Here is a 16,223-nt window from a genome sequence, read left to right on the forward strand (position 1 = left end):
TGTTATTTCTCAGCCATTCATTGACCAAAACTTGCACTTCAATCTTTTTATGCTCAGCAATTTTAGTCACAAACTCCTCGACATTTGGTTCGAGATAGATGGGATAATGAAACGTAGCATCAGGATGGTAAAACTTGCCTTGCTCTGAGTTAGAAAAATCATACTCGGATTTCATAATTGCCTCTTTCTGGAAATGCAGCTACTCTCGGGTCAGATCATTTTAACTAATTGTCTGCAATTATTGTAACATTTTGTAGTGAGAATGCCAGCCCTCTAAGCCGTTTAACTTTTTAGTACAAACATTCATAAAAACAATCAGATAAAAGGTAGGAAAACAACAATGTGCGAAAATCGAATACCCGCCTATTTGCAACTCATTCAAAAACTGCTCGAATGTTCCCACGGGGAAGAATCGCAAATCTTAAACGCACACTCCGATTTATTCGACCCCGGACTTTTGGGAACGATTATTGCAGTCGTTAAACAATTTCATGATAGGGGCAAGCAAAAGGGAGCTAACTATTTAATTAATGTTGCCTTGCAATTGGCAGAAAATCTCGCAAGTGACCAGCAGCCAACAGTAATCAAAGAACAGACAGCCGATATTTTATTTAGGTGGGGAAATGAGCAATTTTATATCAACCAGACTCTTGTAGCTTTCCAATGCTGGCAACAGTGCCTTACCATTTATCAAGCGATTCATGATTGTCAAGGAAAAGCCATTGCGCTGGGTAATTTAGGTAATGCTTACTTTGCTCTGGCAGAGTACGAACAAGCGATCGCCTACTGGAAACAGACCTTAGACAGTTTGCAGGAAATCAAAGACAGCCGAAGGCAAGTGACTGCATTAAGAAATTTAGGAAAAGCTTACTTCGCTCTAGCCGAGTACGAACAAGCGATCAACTTCTACGAACAGTCTTTAGGCCTTTGTCTGGAAATCAAAGACCGAGCAGAGGAAGCATCTTCGTTGCTAAGTTTAGGAATAGCTTACCAATATTTGGGAGAGTATGAACGAGCGTTGGATTGCCACGAAGAGTCTTTAGCTATTCATCGGAAAATCGAATACCGACAAGGGGAAGCAGCTTCACTGGCAAGTTTAGGTATAACTTACAAATTTATAGGAAAGTACACACAAGCGATCAAGTACAACACAGATTCTTTAGCTATTAGTCGGGAAATCCAAGACCGCCAAGGGGAAGCGACTTCTCTGGGAAATTTAGGGATTGTTTACGACTCTCTTGGAGAATACGAACAAGCGATAGACTACCACGAGCAGTCTTTAGCCATTAGTCACGAAATCAAAGACCAAAAAAACAAAGCGAGTTCTCTAATAGGTCTAGGCAACGTTTACTTATCTATGGGACAGTACGAAAAAGCAATCGACTACTACAAACAATCTTTAGACATTAAAAAGAAAATCAGAGAGCGGCCCGGGGAAGCAACTGCCCTGGGAAATTTAGGTAACGCTTACTTATGTATGGGAAAGTACGAACAAGCGATTGCTTACCACGAACAGTCTTTAGCCATTTGTCGGGCCATCGAATATCACCAAGGAAAAGCGAATTCTCTGGGAAGTTTAGGCAGCGCTTACTTCTATCTAGGACAGCATGAACTAGCGATCAGCTTCCACAAAGATTCTTTAGCTATTTGTCGGCAAATCAACGATCGGCGAGGAGAAGCGACTTGTTTCGCAAATTTAGGTAGCGTTTACTGCTCTCTGGGAAAATACGAACAAGCGATAGACTATCACGAACAGTCTTTAGCCATTTGTCGAGAACTCGAATACCGACAAGGGGAAGCAGCTTCTCTAGGAAATATAGGCAACGCTTACTTACCTCTTGGAAAGTACGAACAAGCGATTGCTTACCACGAACAGTCTTTAGCAATTTGTGGAGAAATCAAACATAGGCAAGGGGAAGCATCTGTTCTCAACAACATAGCCATTGCTTACCGTGAATTGCAGCAAACAGAGAAAGCCATTGAGAACTATCAAGACTCCCTCAAAATTGCCACCCCCGAAACTATGCCAGCCGAATGCTTCAGAACAGGTCGTAATCTAGGTGATATTGGCTTTACCCAAGGCGACTGGCATCTCGCATTAGAAGGATACGAACCCGCCATAAAAGCAGTAGAACAACTCCGCAAAGGTTCAACCACCGACGATCGCCGCCAAAAAATCATTGCAGAAGCCATCTCCGTTTACGCCAACGCCCTCCAATGCTACATCAACCTCAAACAATACGATCGAGCCGTCGAAACCGCCGATCGCTCTCGATCGCGCCACCTCGCCGACTTATTCGCCAGCAAAGACCTCTACCCCCAAGGCGAAATTCCCCCCGAAGTCGAAGCATACTATCGCCTCCAACAACAAAGCGATCGTTTGCGTTCTTCTGAAAATGACGGAATGAAACCACTCGCCGCCACTCGCCAACCAACCCCCAACGGCGACGCGATCGTCAAAAAGATTGAAGAATTAGAAAAGGAAAAAAAGAAAGTTTGGCTGAAAATTCGCAGTAAAGACAAAGTTTTGGCAGGTCAATTGCAACCAGAACTCCTCTATGTCAAGGATATGCAAGCCTTAATTCCCGATGCCGAAACCGCCATCCTCAATTTTTACACTACAGGCGAACATACCCACATTTTCATCTTGCGTCAAAATCAACCGCCCCAACTCCACACCTGCGAAGGTCAAGGACTTGAAATATTGCAAAATTGGCTATTAAATAACTGGTTGAAACCTTATGTTGAAACTCCAAACGCATGGCAAAATCAAATGGGGAAATTTCTCCTCGAACTCGCTAACCGCCTGCAAATTAATCAACTAATTTCCCAACATCTAAACGGCATCAAAGAACTGATTATTATCCCTCACCTATACCTGCATCAAATCCCCTTTGCTGCCTTACCTTTAAACGACGTTCCCATTCCCCAAAGCGATACAGCTTCCGGCCAAGCACGCATTCCAAAACGTCAAACTCCACGCAGCAAAACCGAATCGCAAACCTCACCCCAACAACAACCCGAATACCTCAGTGATAAATTCCGCCTCCGCATCGTTCCCAGTTGCCAAATACTCAACTTTTGCCACCAGCGAGGCAACCTCAAACCTGTCACAATGGGAATCGTCCAATATGACACAGGCGACCTCGTTTTCACTGGCTACGAGTGCCAAACCCTGGCAACTATGCACCAAGTCGATAAAAATTATCGCCTCCAATACAAGCAAGCAACTATCAACAATTATCACAAGTTACTTAACCAAGTGCAAGTCCTCCATTCCAGCCATCACGCCAGTGCCGATCTGAATAATTCCCTGGAATCAAAACTGCTATTATCCGACGGGGACATCAACCTCGGTCGTGTTTTCACCTGGAGATTTTCAGATTTAGCTGAAGTCTTCCTCTCCTGCTGCGAAACCAATTTAACTCTCACCCAAATTACCGACGATCCGCTCTCCATTGCTAGTGGCTTCCTCTGTGCGGGTGCGCGAAATGTGGTCAGTACCTTGTGGGCTGTGGATGATTTAGCAACGGCTTTATTTTGTATTTTATATTATGAGGAAAAGAAAGATAATAGTCGCTCTGAAGCGCTGCGAAAAGCACAATTTAAGCTACGCAATTTGACAGGCGATGAGTTCTCTGGCAAATATAAACAGGAGTTAGAGGCTTATTTAAAGCAGAAACAAACTGAGGAAAATGCCACAGAAATTATCAAACTTCAAAGGGGCTTACAATCGCTTGGTCAGAAAGAATTGCCCTTTGTCAGTCCCTATTATTGGGCGGGATTTGTATCGCAGGGTTTGGCGTAGGAGAAACAGTAGTATTTAGAAATTTTCCTTGCTAATCTATTCTTGATTCTCTCCCAGTTTTCTGATGAGAAATCTGACTTCTTCGAGCAGGATATTAAATCGCTGGTCATTTTCTATTTTGTACTGTTGAAAATCCGCATCCCGCCGCCGCGTTTCTTCATCCCGCAGCCGCATTTCTTCATCCCGTTGACTGTCTCTTGCTAAAAGAGCATTGACAGCACCTACTAGCATATCCACATTCTGGTTAGTTTGTTCAATATTCCGAGTCGTTTGCTCTACGGTGGAAGCCAAATCCTCAACAGTGGAAGCCAAATCATCCACCATTTCATCTGTCCAGCGTTCGGTTGTCATTGTTCTTCTTCCTTTACCTGTTTTCAATCAATATTTTACGACTGTTGCCCGCTATTTTTAGTCGATCGCTCTTCTTAGAAATGTTCTAGCAGAGATTTCTCTTGCGCGTAAACCTTTCGCAGCGACTCCAGGGCGATCGCACTTAACATCAATTTAATCACCCCCACCAACTCCCCCCACTCCAACAATTCAACAACAGAAACAGCTTTGTGAAATCTATCCGCATAAAAATCCACCCAAAAATTCGGCGCGTATCTCTCTTTCTGACTCGCCATCCTGCGCTTCCAATAACCAAAATCTAAACCAGAGGGCGATTCCACTCCCAAAACAGGTGGAAAGTCGGCATAACTCACAAACCGACTCATTCCTTGGGCGTGCACGTAGAGGATATGCGCCCAGCACTCGAAGCGATATATTTGTTCTACCTTGATTTTTAGCAGCCGCGCGATCGCCTCTTTTGTCACAAACCGGCTCAATCTGTGTCTGGGGGTTGATTTTGGTCGAAAGCTTGCTAACATAGTTGATACATCCCAATTGATGGGAATTTTAAATGGTTGATAGATCCCACTTGATGGGAATTTGATTTGAACAGGCGATCGTCTTTAAGTTTTGCAGACGTTGGGGCGATCGCTTTTTACGATAAAACCATCCTATGATGGTGTACCATCATTTGTCAAGTATGGGTTTAGTCAGACTAAAAGTCAGAGAATTTGCCGCTGAGAAAGGCTGGACGCTGAAAGAAGTTTCAGAGCGATCGGGAGTAATTTACAGCACCGTCAGACACTACGCCCGCTGTCCGGGAGTGTCAACTATTGACTTCATTTCCATACACAAATTAGCCCGCACCTTTGATGTAATGATTGAAGATTTGGTAGAAATTGTGCAGGAATAGGCGATCGCTGCGATCGGGGGTAGTTTACAGTACGCTCAGAACCTACGCCCGATCGCCCGGATTAGCAACAGTTGACGTGACAGCCTTGCACAAGGAAAGCGAGAACTTTTGATTTGCCGATCGAAGAGTTATATGAGATTGTGCAGGAATAGCCGATCGCTAATGAAGGCTCGCGCATCGGTTAATATAGAGAAGTAACCTTTTGAAATCAGTCTGAATGCCTACCTTACTCCGAGTCGGCCCATACCGTTTCTTCTGCTATGCGGGCGATCGGGATTAACCACCACACGTTCACGTTGAGCGCGATCGAGAAGAAGCTAAGTTTTGGCTTAGTCCAGTTCGCCTTCAAAATAATAAAGGCTTCAATCGTACAGAAATCAATAATATTCAAAAGCTTGTTGAAGAACATCAAGAGCAGTTGCTAGCAGGTTGGAATGACTTCTTTAATGGTTGAATTGTTAGAAATACCCCAAGCGCAACAGGTCTTTCTTACAGATGATGCGCTGACAGTCGATCTATCTGACGGTCGTACTATTTCTGTTCCTTTAGCTTGGTATCCCCGGCTGTTAAATGGTACGCCGATCGAGCGCAGTAATTGGCGATTTATTGGTGAGAATGAGGGAATGCACTGGCCAGAACTTGATGAAGACATCAGCGTTAAAAATATCATTTTGGGTAAACCGTCTGGAGAAAGCCAGAAGTCTTTTCAGCGGTGGTTAGAAGAACGCAAAAAATCTGCTCGAACATAAGTCTATGTTCTCTATCCATCTTCTGCAAATAAAAGTTTAACCTCTACCCTGAGAAATCAGCAAGGAGCGATCGCGATGACATTAACTACAGCAAAATGGACAATAGACCACTATCATCAGATGATAGAAGCAGGCATTTTAAACGATCGCAAAGTTGAATTACTAAATGGAGTAATAGTCGAAATCGTACCGGAAGGAACGGCGCATACTTATTTTAGCGATCGATTTGCCAACCGACTGCGAGTGGCATTATCTACGATAGCGCAAATTCGCGAAGCCAGACCGATTACTCTGCCAAATAACTCAGAACCAGAACCGGATATTGCCGTCGTTCAACCTCTCAATGATATCTACCTGGAGCATCACCCAGATCCAGAAAACATTTTTTGGCTGATTGAATATGCTGATTCCAGTTTGACTAAAGATTTAGAGGAAAAAAGCAAGATTTATGCAACCGCAGGCATTCAAGAATATTGGGTTGTTAACTTGCGCGATCGACAATTAATTGTGTTTCGCTTCCCGGAAGGCGATTTTTACCAACAGCGAAATACTTTCCGAACTGGCACCATTGAACCCCTTGCTTTTCCCGATCTTACCATCCATATTTCTCAACTAATGAACAGGTAAATTATTGCCACCATACATAACTAAAGGAATATTTTTCAACTAGCTTTCTGCTAAATTAGGGAATTTCTCAAACGGCTGAGTAGGTAAATAGCGATCGCATCTAAAACTGCATACAGAAGCGATCGCTACAACATTCCGAGAAATTTCTTATTCTGTGTGTATAAAACAGTCTCGGGTGGGGAATGTGGGATATATCAAGGTAAGTTTAGAGCGTCGATTCTTTTTTTATTTTCACTAAAAAAAAGCGCCTGAGTTCCCCCAGACGCATAGGATAAAATCAACAAATTGTCAACCCTAACTTAACCGTTTAAGGCTTCAGCACCGCCGGAAACTTCCAGAATTTCCTGGGTAATTGCCGCTTGCCGCGCCTTGTTATAAGTCAACGTCAAACTACTGATCAAATCACTAGCATTCTCACTAGCATTATTCATCGCCGTCATCCGCGCAGCCAACTCGCTAGCAGCAGATTCTTGCAAAGCCCGCAGCAATTGGTTGTTCAAATACAAAGGCAAAAGTGCCTCCAGAATTTGCGCTGGATCTTGCTCAAAAATCATGTCGCGCGGCAAACTCTTCATAGGTGTGCCAACCTTCTCCCGCGATACTTGAAACTGTCCGCCTTGCGTTGTCAAGCGGAAGATTTCATCATCGGGATTTTCCAAACCTTGGGGGTCGAGGGGTAACAAGGTTTGAATTACGGGACGCGAACTAATTAGTGACACAAACTTGGTGTAAATTAGCTCAACTCTGTCCACAGTTCCTGACAAGAACAAAGACAGCAATTCGTCAGCAATTAGCGCTGCTTCCGGTGCTGTTGGGATTTGTTCCAAGTTCATGTAAGTAGCATCAATTGGCTGTTCGCGGCGCTGGAAATACTGAGTAGCTTTCCGTCCTACCAACACGAATTTGTAGTCTAAGCCTTCAGCTTTGATTTCCTTGGCGCGATTTTCGGCGTATCTAATGATGTTACCGTTGTAGCCACCGCACAAACCCCGATCGCCCGAAACGACCAAAAGTCCCACTGTTCTGACTTCGCGTTTTTTCAGCAGCGGCAAATCCAGGTTTTCAAACTGCAAGCGTTCTGCCAAACCGTACAATACCTCGGCGAGGCGATCGGCAAAAGGCCGAGTAGCAGTCACCTGTTCTTGAGCGCGGCGCACCTTAGCAGCAGCCACCAAACGCATCGCTTCTGTAATCTTTTTAGTGTTCTTGACCGACTTAATGCGATCGCGAATAGTTTTCAGATTTGCCATAACTTCTCCTTTTTCCTTAGCTTTTATTTCTGAGTTCTTAGTTTCTAGCCATCAGTTTTTAAATTTAGCTACAGTCTTTCTCGTTTGTCTCAAAGTCTCGATCCCCCTAAATCCCCCTTAAAAAGGGGGACTTTGAGTGCTTCGAGTCTCTCCTTTCCTAAGGAGACGTTGAGTGCTTCTAGTCTGCCACTTCTTAAGCAGGACTTTGAACGCTCTTGTCTCCCGATTAAGAAGAGGGACTTTGAACACTCTTGTCCCCCCTCCCACCAGGGGGGCGCCAGGGCGATCTGCGACTTAACTAATGACTGATGACCGCAGGACTAATTACGCAGAAACCAAGAAAGTTTGCTTGTATTCTGTGATGCCTTCTTTCAGCAGCTTCTCAGCTTCATCAGTCAAAGCCTTACCGCCTTGAACGATTTCGCCGTACTTCGGCTTGCTAGTCCGCAAATAGTCGCGCAAACCCAGAGTAAACTTGGTTACTTTGTCTACATCGATGTCATCCATGTAGCCGTTAATACCGGCATAGATTACAGCCACTTGTTCGTTCATCGGCAGAGGAGAACTTTGCGCCTGTTTCAACAGTTCGCGCAAGCGTTGACCGCGGGCCAATTGATTTTGAGTAGCCTTATCCAAGTCAGAAGCAAACTGAGAAAATGCTGCCAGTTCTTCAAACTGTGCCAATTCCAATTTCACCTTACCGGCTACTTTTTTCATTGCCTTAGTTTGAGCCGCAGAACCTACCCGCGATACCGAAATACCGGGGTTTACTGCTGGACGCAAACCAGAGTTGAACAAGTCAGAAGAAAGGAAGATTTGACCGTCGGTAATCGAAATTACGTTGGTAGGAATGTAAGCAGAAACGTCGCCTGCTTGGGTTTCAATGATTGGCAAAGCTGTCATGCTGCCTTCGCCCAACTCATCGCTCAATTTAGCAGCGCGTTCTAGCAAGCGAGAGTGCAGATAGAAAACGTCTCCGGGATATGCTTCGCGACCGGGAGGACGGCGCAGCAACAAGGACATTTGGCGGTAGGCCTGTGCTTGCTTGGAAAGGTCATCATAAATGACCAAAGTGTGCTTGCCTTTGTACATGAAATACTCGGCTAAGCTGGCGCCTGTGTAAGGTGCCAAATATTGCAGGGTTGCGGGGTCGCTAGCGTTGGCTGCTACGACGATTGTGTAGGCCATCGCGCCCTTTTCTTGCAGGACGTTGACGATGTTAGCTACGGTAGAAGCTTTTTGACCGATCGCCACATACACGCAAATTACATCTTCCGATTTTTGGTTGATGATTGTGTCGATCGCGATCGCAGTTTTACCTGTTTGACGGTCTCCAATAATCAATTCCCGCTGTCCTCTTCCCACAGGAATCATCGCATCAATAGCGGTAATCCCTGTTTGCATCGGTTCGTAAACAGAACGGCGAGAAACGATACCAGGTGCCGGAGATTCAATCAAGCGAGTTTCAGTAGTTTTAATTTCGCCTTTGCCGTCAATCGGACGCGCCAAAGCATCAACTACCCGTCCCAACATTGCTTCACCAACGGGGACTTCAGCAATTCTGCCAGTAGCAGTAACTGTCGAACCTTCTTGAATGCCAAGGCCTTGACCCATCAACACTGCACCAACGTTATCTTGTTCGAGGTTCAGTGCGATGCCCACGGTGCCGTCGGCAAATTCTAGCAATTCCCCAGACATGGCTTTATCCAAGCCATAAATCCGAGCAATGCCGTCGCCTACTTGCAAAACAGTACCAACGCTAGAGACTTTTACATCTTGGTCGTACTGTTCAATTTGCTGGCGAATAATGCTGCTAATTTCGTCAGGTCTGATTGCTGCCATGTTAATTACTATGTGTCAGAACTCTTTCTTTCTTCAATCCGCGGAGGCGAATTTTGTTTGTGTAGCGCCAGAATTCATTCTGGCGAACTGGCTTATCTAAATCAGGAATTCAAGCGAATTCCCAAACGGCGCAATTGTCCCCGCAGGCTGGCATCAATTACTTGAGAGCCTACTTTGATTACCACGCCGCCGATCAAATCTGCGTCTATTTTGGTGACAATTTCTACTTCACGAGCGCTGGTCATCGCCTGCACTTTTTCGCGAACAGTTTGCTGTTGAGCGTCTGAAAGCGCGACTGCCGATGTAACTTCAGCCAATACTGTTTGGTTGAGTTCTCGAAGTTTTGCCAAGTATTGTTGACCAATTCCTTCTAAAAAAACAATTCTTCCTTTGTCTACTAAAAGCTTCAGAAAGTTGTGCATCAAGGGGTTGATTTCTTCACCCGCTATTTGCTTAATTACGGCTTTTTTAGCATCCGGTTGAATCAGCGGATTGCCTAAAAATTGACGCAAGTCTTCCGAACTTTCTAGCAGGCTCAGTAAAGAACGAATATCTTCGCCGAACTTCTCTGAAAGATTGCTGGACTCAGCCAGTGACATCAAGGCAGATGCGTAAGGCTGCAAGACTTTTGTGCTAACGATACTCACTTTTTAGCCTCCCAGTAACGCAATGCTGCGATCGATTAATTGGTGTTGAGCGCTGTCGTCCAAGCTAGCTTTTAACTGGCTTTCCACCTTTGCCATTGCCATAGATACGACGGCCGATCGCAGTTGGGCGATCGCTCTTTCCCGCTCCGCTTCCAACTCTTGACCTGCTGTTGCTTTCATGCGTTCAACGTCCTGCGCCGCTTGAGCAAGAATTGCTTCTTTTGCCTTCTTTGCGGTTTCTTCAGCAGCGGTACGAATTCGTTCCGCTTCTGCTTGGGCTTGAGTCAATTTTTGCTGTTGCTCTGCTAGAGCTGCTGCTGCATCTTTTTGGCGTTTTTCTGCTTCTTTTATCGCCTCTTCGATGCCGGAACGCCTCTCAGTCAGGATTTTACCTACAAAGCCGCGCCCGAAATAAAACAGCACCGCAATAATAATGACCAGGTTAATCAGGTTGGTTTCTAAAATATCGAAATTTAAACTGAAACCACCTTCGCCGCTAGCTTCTGTGGCTAGCAATAAAACAGTCCCCATGATACTCTTCCATAATTGCGCGTGCAGATTTGGTGAACCGACGTTAGATTTAAGATTGCATCCACAATCTCAAACTTTTCGGTCTCGCTATTTGACCAGCGATGGGCCTAATAGCTTTTCGAGAATTTGGTGGCTCAGAGCATCTACTTGTTGCTCTAACGAGCGCATAGCTTCTTGCTTTTGCTGCTCTATTTCTTGCGCTGCCTTTTCTCGCGCCACTTGAGCTTCTTGTTGAGCCTCAGCTACTTTTGCGGACCCAATTTTTTGAGCCTCAGCTTGAGCCGCAGTAATTACTGATTGAGACTGCTTGCGAGTTTCTCCCAGTTTTTGCTCGTACTGCTGCGCTAGTTGCTGAGCTTTTGCCAAGCGTTCTTGTGCAGCGATTTGGGTGTTACGAATGTAATCTGCGCGATCGTCAATTGACTTACTGAGCGGCTTGTAAAAAATTACATTCAAGACTGCGACCAGAATTAAAAACTGCACCGCCATCAGAGGCAGCGTAGCATCTAAATCAAACAGTCCGCCTTCCTTTGCCGCTTCTTCAACTGCTAGTAATACTGTCCAGTGCATCATGATTTTTTGACGGCTTCCATCTAATTCGCTTAATCGAATTTAGATTTGAGATTTTGGATTAGAATAACCCTCCAAAACCTCAAATCTAAAATTTCAATTTATTATGCGAAGGGGTTGGCAAACAATAGCACTAGGGCTACGACCAAACCATAAATTGTCAACGCTTCCATAAACGCCAAACTCAACAGCAATGTGCCGCGAATTTTGCCTTCTGCTTCAGGCTGACGAGCAATACCTTCTACAGCTTGACCTGCTGCATTTCCTTGACCAATACCAGGGCCGATTGCGGCTAAACCTACTGCCAAAGCGGCGGCGATTACTGAAGCGGCGGCAACTGTTGAATCCATGATGATTTTCCTTATCTAAAGTACAAAATTGAGAGCAGAACTTCTACAGAATTGTCCGATTTCACAGCAATAAGTTTGAGTTCAGAAATTTTATTTTCCTCCTTCATTCTGTGCCGTCTATCGGCTAGTTAATCGTGGTGTTCTTCGCCGTGACCGCCTTCTAGAGCTTCACCAATGTAGGCTGCGGCCAAGGTAGCAAAAATCAAAGCTTGAATTGCACTGGTAAATAGTCCCAGAACCATCACTGGCAGAGGAACAAATAAAGGCACTAGCAACACTAGCACTCCGACCACCAATTCGTCAGCAAGAATGTTGCCAAACAAACGGAAACTCAGAGACAGAGGCTTAGTGAAATCTTCTATGATTTTGAACGGCAGCATGAAAGGCACCGGTTCTACATAGTGGGCGAAATACCCCAAGCCGCTTTTGCTGAGACCTGCATAAAAATATGCCAAAGATGTCAGCAGTGCGAATGCTACCGTCGTGTTGATGTCAGCCGTAGGAGCTCCCAATTCACCCGATGGCAGCTTAATCAGCTTCCAAGGGATTAGAGCGCCAGACCAGTTTGACACAAAGATGAACAGAAATAATGTACCAATAAACGGTACCCAAGGGCGATATTCTTTTTCCCCAATTTGGTTTTTAGCCAAGTCCCGAATATATTCCAGCGCATACTCCATAAAATTTTGCATTCCGCTGGGAATTCGCTGGATTTTGCTAGTTCCTAAGAGAGAAACTATGACTAAAACGGCAATTACAAACCACGAGGTTAGAAAAACCTGCCCGTGCACTTTCAAATTGCCGAGTTGCCAGTACAACTGCTGGCCAACTTCCAATTTGGCGAGGGGGAAACGATTAAAGGTGTTTAGAACGTCAAGCATTGCCATTCAACGGGCTTCCCCATACAAATCTATGAGTTGAGTTTTGCTCTTCTTACCTGACCTACCTAGGATCTAATGCTAATGCACTTCGGATCGTGTAAACAATCAGCGCTGCTTTGTAAGTCAGAAATCCCAAAAATATTGGTAAAATCTGTAGCTGATTCCACTGTGTTCCTACTATCATCACCGCGAAAAACAAACCGAGCCTTGTCTTGCTGATGCGCTGATTTTGGCTGCCGATTCGTTCAACGTCTCTAGCCAACATCTTTAAGTAAACCACACCTGTGCTCGCCCCAAGCAAATAGTTCAGGGCAATGTTGAGGGAGTAAAAAATCCAGACGCAGATAAAAATAATCGCCGTAAAAGCAAGGGTGTACGCCAACAACTCTTGTTGGAGGCGATAAAAGTCTTGCATGGGATTGCTTGTCTCTGACGAGACTGTCGAGACAGTGCCAGAGGAAGGAATGTCCTCGTTGGCTGGTGTGGGTTCGGTGGGTGTGTTTTGCGTGTTCACGAAGCTCAGAAACTAATGCAGGTAGCAGGCGAGTGCTTTGCAAACTCAGAAAAATCATACCACGCTGCGGTAACAATACTTAAAATAAAATTAATGATTTTTGGGTAATTTTAGTGTCGAGGGAGTCAGAAATATTTTTTACTGGTTCCTAGGAAGAGCCTGGGAACCCATGTCCAGAGGAAGAGCCTCGCACTTTTCGGGAAAAAGCAGTCCTATAAGGACGGCTTTTTAAACCCAATTTCCTGATAACAGTTAAAAGTCCCCATTCAAGGTGGTAAAGTTGGCTGCGCTTAAAGCAGCAGGTTGGACTCCGGTAACCACCCCTAAAATTTGTCCGGTAGCAACAATCCGAATCGCTGTATTGCTACCCGAAGCATCTAAGGCAATTCCTGCAAATGCAAGTCCGTTGGTGAGGGCGATCGCATCTTGACCCGCCGTAAAATCGGCAATAACATCGGCTTCAGATATATTGGAGGCGGCTGTATTCACGCGCAGTACAAACAGATCGTTTCCAGCTTCACCCGTCAGAATATCTCTACCGAAGTCGCCTACCAATTGGTCGTTACCTTCTCCTCCAACGAGCACATCGTTGTTTTGTCCGCCACGTAGGATGTCATCGCCCGAACCGCCAAAGAGCGTATCATTTCCCAGGTTTCCAGCGATAATGTCATTGCCGGCGTTGCCATCGATGCGATCGTTATCGCGACCGCCCCAGAGCGTATCGTTGCCGTCGCCTCCTAGTATAGTATCGTTGCCGACATTGCCATTTACCCGATCGGCCGATGGCGATCCTTGGATAAAGTCGTTACCATCTAAACCTTGAACCAATAGATTGCCGACTCGAGCTGGATCGATGGTAAAGTTATCGGCATCGGTGGAGAGGTTGAAGAAAAGACCATTGGGACCGAAGGGGGAAGGAGAAATCGTTCCAGGTGTGAAACCATATTGAAGATGATCGACTTCCCAGTTATTTTTACCGGGCATGGACAATCGAATTGACGAGATCCCGTTTTGATTGACCACCCCAAAGAATCTATCTTCTGAGGTTGTACGCGAAATACTCTCATCACCCAGTGAAAAGGGGCCGATAATCCCCAGAGATTCTCCCGATGGCCCAAACCCCTCAAATAACGTGTTATTTACCAGGTCGCCAGACAGGGGTGTGCCGCCACCATTCCTGCCAATATCCGTCCAGACAATTCCAGCATGGGTTGGTAATTGACCCCCAAGTGCATTAGCAGAAAATTTGAAGGTAAAGCTGCTAGTCCTGAAATTCGAGAATAAGCTGCTGCTGTTTCCTCTAGCCTGACCATCAATAACACCATCATCGCCGTCCACCGAGTCGCTGAACGCAGTTGTAATATTTGTTGTGGCCAACTCAGAAACAGTAACGCCCGGTGTATTTAAAGCGCCGTCTTCAAAGTCTTCTAAATGAAAGTAAGTGAATCTTACTGGGCTAAATGGGCTGATGGCAGTTCCCGCCGATGGATTGTTGAAAGCTAAGTAGGGAAGTGGACCAAAAAACTGAGGATTGTTAGACATGATAATTATTCAATGAGGTGAAATTCTTGAAGGGCCGGGAGAAAGTTTTTATTCTCGTGGCTCGATCGACTCAGCTTAATCAAAGCAAACCGCTGTAGAGGCTGCAAACTCCCCCACTGAGCCAAAGAGATTGTCACGCCGAGCTCTTGTGCTTTTGCAGAAACCGAATCCGGTATAGTTGCAGCATCCATCCAGGGGGGATGTTCATCAACCGCCAAATCTGTTCCCGGTTGACCAGTCTGTTTAATTAATACTTGGTTTAGCTGTTCTCGGTAATCGCTAATTTCTGCACTTGTCAAGCAAGGTTTCTCTACAAGGATTTGACGTTCTGCTTGGTTAAAATGATTCCAATCTTGCAACTTGAGTTTAATGCCGCAAGTATCTAACTTGAGACGTACTTGCATCGGGATGCACCGCAGGGCTTCTACAAAATCGGCTTCAAATTCAAAGAACATAATAAATAGTTGACAGTTGACAGTTGACAGTTGACAGTTATTCTTTAGTCGGCCTACGCCGACTTTTTTTCTATAGAAGCGATTTCAATCGCCTCCTTCATAAAAGAGGTGACTAAGACCAAGAAACCGGGTTTTTTACCGAATCTGTGAGTTAATCTAAAAGATTAGCGCAAAAACTAGGTTTCTGACAACTCGTGCGTAAGTCCTACAATTATTGCAAAAAATTCGATCGCCATTTATAATTAAATAATATTACAAATCATTGACATGAATCCCGTAGACTACCTTCGGATTAGTTTGATAGACCGCTGCAATTTCCGCTGTCTCTACTGTATGCCGGAAGGTAGCGAGTTGGACTATGTTTTGCAGCAGCAGTTGTTAACTCACTCGGAATTGCTAACTTTGCTGCGGGAAGTTTTCATCCCTGTGGGATTTACTAAGTTTCGCTTGACTGGTGGGGAACCGCTGCTGCGCCCTGGGGTGGTTGAGTTGGTGGGGGCGATCGCCTCGATGCCCGAAACGCGAGATTTGTCAATGACAACTAACGGCTTTTTGCTCGCCCCAATGGCAGAAAATTTGTACAAGGCTGGTTTGCGCCGGATTAATATTAGTTTGGATTCGCTGGAACCTGAGACTTTCGACAAGATAATTGGTAGTCGGGGGCGATCGCGCTGGATGCAAGTTTGGCAGGGTATTCAAGCGGCTTATGAAGTTGGATTTGACCCGCTGAAATTGAATGTGGTTGTGATTCCCGGTGTGAATGACGGCGAAATATTGGAGTTGGCAGAGTTGACAATTAACCGGAATTGGCACGTGCGTTTTATTGAGTTTATGCCGATCGGCAATGGCGATTTATTTGGCGATAAAGGTTGGGTAGCCTCAGCCGAATTGCGGCAGCAAATTAACGAAAAATACGGGTTAGCTGAGTCGGGAGTGCGCGGAAACGGGCCGGCGGATGTGTTTCAAATTCCGGGGGCGAAGGGTACTTTAGGGTTTATCAGTCAAATGTCCGAATGTTTTTGCGATCGCTGCAATCGGATGCGTTTGTCTGCTGACGGGTGGCTGCGGCCTTGTCTGCTGAACGAAACGGGGCAAATTGATTTGAAAACTGCTTTGCGTGATGGGGTGTCTACGGTTGAATTGCGCGATCGAGTACGGGAAATATTAGAGATTAAACCGGAGATTAATTTCAAGCAGCGAGATTCGGGAACTAC

At 45.3% G+C, this 16,223-nt stretch carries 18 protein-coding genes and 1 pseudogene; 7 read left to right on the forward strand and 12 right to left on the reverse strand.

The window, feature by feature from the left end:
- Nucleotides 1-340: 340 nt before the first annotated feature.
- On the forward strand, nucleotides 341-3,808 hold the full coding sequence (locus QT974_RS16135; protein WP_333469473.1) for a CHAT domain-containing protein: 3,468 nt from the start codon (nucleotides 341-343) through the stop codon (nucleotides 3,806-3,808).
- A gap of 36 nt (nucleotides 3,809-3,844) precedes the next feature.
- Here QT974_RS16135 and QT974_RS16140 read toward each other — a convergent pair whose 3' ends face one another.
- Together QT974_RS16140 and QT974_RS16145 are read right to left on the reverse strand one after the other, a co-directional pair.
- Nucleotides 3,845-4,159: a hypothetical protein gene (locus QT974_RS16140; RefSeq protein WP_333469474.1), complete on the reverse strand. Its 315-nt coding sequence runs from the start codon at nucleotides 4,157-4,159 to the stop codon at nucleotides 3,845-3,847.
- Nucleotides 4,160-4,233: 74 nt separating this feature from the next.
- Complete coding sequence (locus QT974_RS16145; protein ID WP_333469475.1) at nucleotides 4,234-4,677, reverse strand: hypothetical protein; 444 nt, start codon at nucleotides 4,675-4,677, stop codon at nucleotides 4,234-4,236.
- A 161-nt stretch (nucleotides 4,678-4,838) separates the two neighbouring features.
- Between QT974_RS16145 and QT974_RS16150 the strand changes: the two genes are divergently transcribed.
- The 5 genes and pseudogenes from QT974_RS16150 (at nucleotide 4,839) to QT974_RS16170 (ending at nucleotide 6,427) form a co-directional block, all read left to right on the forward strand.
- Nucleotides 4,839-5,051: a helix-turn-helix domain-containing protein gene (locus QT974_RS16150; protein WP_106149042.1), complete on the forward strand. Its 213-nt coding sequence runs from the start codon at nucleotides 4,839-4,841 to the stop codon at nucleotides 5,049-5,051.
- Nucleotides 5,038-5,163 carry a hypothetical protein gene (locus QT974_RS16155; protein WP_333469476.1) on the forward strand — a complete coding sequence of 42 codons (126 nt, stop codon included), beginning with the start codon at nucleotides 5,038-5,040 and terminating at the stop codon, nucleotides 5,161-5,163. The genes QT974_RS16150 and QT974_RS16155 overlap by 14 nt, the downstream gene beginning before the upstream one ends.
- A gap of 228 nt (nucleotides 5,164-5,391) precedes the next feature.
- Nucleotides 5,392-5,505, forward strand: a pseudogene (locus QT974_RS16160) (DUF4160 domain-containing protein); the annotation flags it as partial.
- Nucleotides 5,486-5,800 carry a DUF2442 domain-containing protein gene (locus QT974_RS16165; protein ID WP_333469477.1) on the forward strand — a complete coding sequence of 105 codons (315 nt, stop codon included), beginning with the start codon at nucleotides 5,486-5,488 and terminating at the stop codon, nucleotides 5,798-5,800. The pseudogene QT974_RS16160 and the gene QT974_RS16165, both read left to right, overlap by 20 nt.
- Before the next feature lie 75 nt (nucleotides 5,801-5,875).
- Nucleotides 5,876-6,427 (forward strand): Uma2 family endonuclease, encoded by a 552-nt coding sequence (locus tag QT974_RS16170; protein WP_333469478.1) that lies wholly within the window; start codon nucleotides 5,876-5,878, stop codon nucleotides 6,425-6,427.
- A gap of 299 nt (nucleotides 6,428-6,726) precedes the next feature.
- On the opposite strand, the gene QT974_RS16175 is transcribed toward QT974_RS16170, so the two are convergent.
- From QT974_RS16175 to QT974_RS16220, 10 genes are all read right to left on the reverse strand, one after another.
- Nucleotides 6,727-7,677, reverse strand: a complete 951-nt coding sequence (locus QT974_RS16175) for a F0F1 ATP synthase subunit gamma (protein WP_333469479.1) — start codon at nucleotides 7,675-7,677, stop codon at nucleotides 6,727-6,729.
- 324 nt (nucleotides 7,678-8,001) lie between these two features.
- Entirely contained in the window at nucleotides 8,002-9,519 is a 1,518-nt protein-coding gene (atpA, locus tag QT974_RS16180) for a F0F1 ATP synthase subunit alpha (RefSeq protein ID WP_333469480.1), read from the reverse strand.
- A gap of 101 nt (nucleotides 9,520-9,620) precedes the next feature.
- Nucleotides 9,621-10,166: an ATP synthase F1 subunit delta gene (gene atpH / locus QT974_RS16185; RefSeq protein WP_333469481.1), complete on the reverse strand. Its 546-nt coding sequence runs from the start codon at nucleotides 10,164-10,166 to the stop codon at nucleotides 9,621-9,623.
- 3 nt (nucleotides 10,167-10,169) lie between these two features.
- Complete coding sequence (locus QT974_RS16190) at nucleotides 10,170-10,697, reverse strand: F0F1 ATP synthase subunit B (protein WP_333469482.1); 528 nt, start codon at nucleotides 10,695-10,697, stop codon at nucleotides 10,170-10,172.
- Nucleotides 10,698-10,784: 87 nt separating this feature from the next.
- Entirely contained in the window at nucleotides 10,785-11,270 is a 486-nt protein-coding gene (locus tag QT974_RS16195) for a F0F1 ATP synthase subunit B' (RefSeq protein ID WP_333469483.1), read from the reverse strand.
- A gap of 101 nt (nucleotides 11,271-11,371) precedes the next feature.
- Nucleotides 11,372-11,617 carry an ATP synthase F0 subunit C gene (atpE, locus tag QT974_RS16200; protein WP_242717122.1) on the reverse strand — a complete coding sequence of 82 codons (246 nt, stop codon included), beginning with the start codon at nucleotides 11,615-11,617 and terminating at the stop codon, nucleotides 11,372-11,374.
- A 128-nt stretch (nucleotides 11,618-11,745) separates the two neighbouring features.
- Nucleotides 11,746-12,504: a F0F1 ATP synthase subunit A gene (atpB, locus tag QT974_RS16205; RefSeq protein ID WP_333469484.1), complete on the reverse strand. Its 759-nt coding sequence runs from the start codon at nucleotides 12,502-12,504 to the stop codon at nucleotides 11,746-11,748.
- A gap of 55 nt (nucleotides 12,505-12,559) precedes the next feature.
- On the reverse strand, nucleotides 12,560-13,012 hold the full coding sequence (locus QT974_RS16210) for an ATP synthase subunit I (RefSeq protein ID WP_333469485.1): 453 nt from the start codon (nucleotides 13,010-13,012) through the stop codon (nucleotides 12,560-12,562).
- Between the two features lie 252 nt (nucleotides 13,013-13,264).
- A complete protein-coding gene (locus QT974_RS16215) occupies nucleotides 13,265-14,554 on the reverse strand; it encodes a calcium-binding protein (protein ID WP_333469486.1) in 1,290 nt (429 codons plus the stop codon).
- 5 nt (nucleotides 14,555-14,559) lie between these two features.
- Nucleotides 14,560-15,009 carry a nitrate reductase associated protein gene (locus QT974_RS16220; RefSeq protein WP_333469487.1) on the reverse strand — a complete coding sequence of 150 codons (450 nt, stop codon included), beginning with the start codon at nucleotides 15,007-15,009 and terminating at the stop codon, nucleotides 14,560-14,562.
- Nucleotides 15,010-15,276: 267 nt separating this feature from the next.
- On the opposite strand from QT974_RS16220, the gene moaA reads away from it, so the two are divergent.
- Nucleotides 15,277-16,223, forward strand: a 947-nt coding sequence (moaA, locus tag QT974_RS16225) for a GTP 3',8-cyclase MoaA (RefSeq protein WP_333469488.1), incomplete at its 3' end; no start/stop codon positions are given.

Source organism: Microcoleus sp. BM001215392 (assembly GCF_036700185.1).
GTDB lineage: Bacteria > Cyanobacteriota > Cyanobacteriia > Cyanobacteriales > Microcoleaceae > Microcoleus.

Coding starts and splice junctions, on each gene's coding strand:
- QT974_RS16175 (WP_333469479.1), bottom strand. CDS start 7,677: ATGGCAAATCTGAAAACTATTCGCGATCGCATTAAGTCGGTCAAGAAC.
- QT974_RS16150 (WP_106149042.1), top strand. CDS start 4,839: ATGGGTTTAGTCAGACTAAAAGTCAGAGAATTTGCCGCTGAGAAAGGC.
- QT974_RS16145 (WP_333469475.1), bottom strand. CDS start 4,677: ATGTTAGCAAGCTTTCGACCAAAATCAACCCCCAGACACAGATTGAGC.
- QT974_RS16170 (WP_333469478.1), top strand. CDS start 5,876: ATGACATTAACTACAGCAAAATGGACAATAGACCACTATCATCAGATG.
- QT974_RS16165 (WP_333469477.1), top strand. CDS start 5,486: ATGACTTCTTTAATGGTTGAATTGTTAGAAATACCCCAAGCGCAACAG.
- atpA (WP_333469480.1), bottom strand. CDS start 9,519: ATGGCAGCAATCAGACCTGACGAAATTAGCAGCATTATTCGCCAGCAA.
- QT974_RS16215 (WP_333469486.1), bottom strand. CDS start 14,554: ATGTCTAACAATCCTCAGTTTTTTGGTCCACTTCCCTACTTAGCTTTC.
- atpE (WP_242717122.1), bottom strand. CDS start 11,617: ATGGATTCAACAGTTGCCGCCGCTTCAGTAATCGCCGCCGCTTTGGCA.
- QT974_RS16135 (WP_333469473.1), top strand. CDS start 341: ATGTGCGAAAATCGAATACCCGCCTATTTGCAACTCATTCAAAAACTG.
- QT974_RS16140 (WP_333469474.1), bottom strand. CDS start 4,159: ATGACAACCGAACGCTGGACAGATGAAATGGTGGATGATTTGGCTTCC.
- atpB (WP_333469484.1), bottom strand. CDS start 12,504: ATGGCAATGCTTGACGTTCTAAACACCTTTAATCGTTTCCCCCTCGCC.
- QT974_RS16190 (WP_333469482.1), bottom strand. CDS start 10,697: ATGGGGACTGTTTTATTGCTAGCCACAGAAGCTAGCGGCGAAGGTGGT.
- QT974_RS16195 (WP_333469483.1), bottom strand. CDS start 11,270: ATGATGCACTGGACAGTATTACTAGCAGTTGAAGAAGCGGCAAAGGAA.
- QT974_RS16220 (WP_333469487.1), bottom strand. CDS start 15,009: ATGTTCTTTGAATTTGAAGCCGATTTTGTAGAAGCCCTGCGGTGCATC.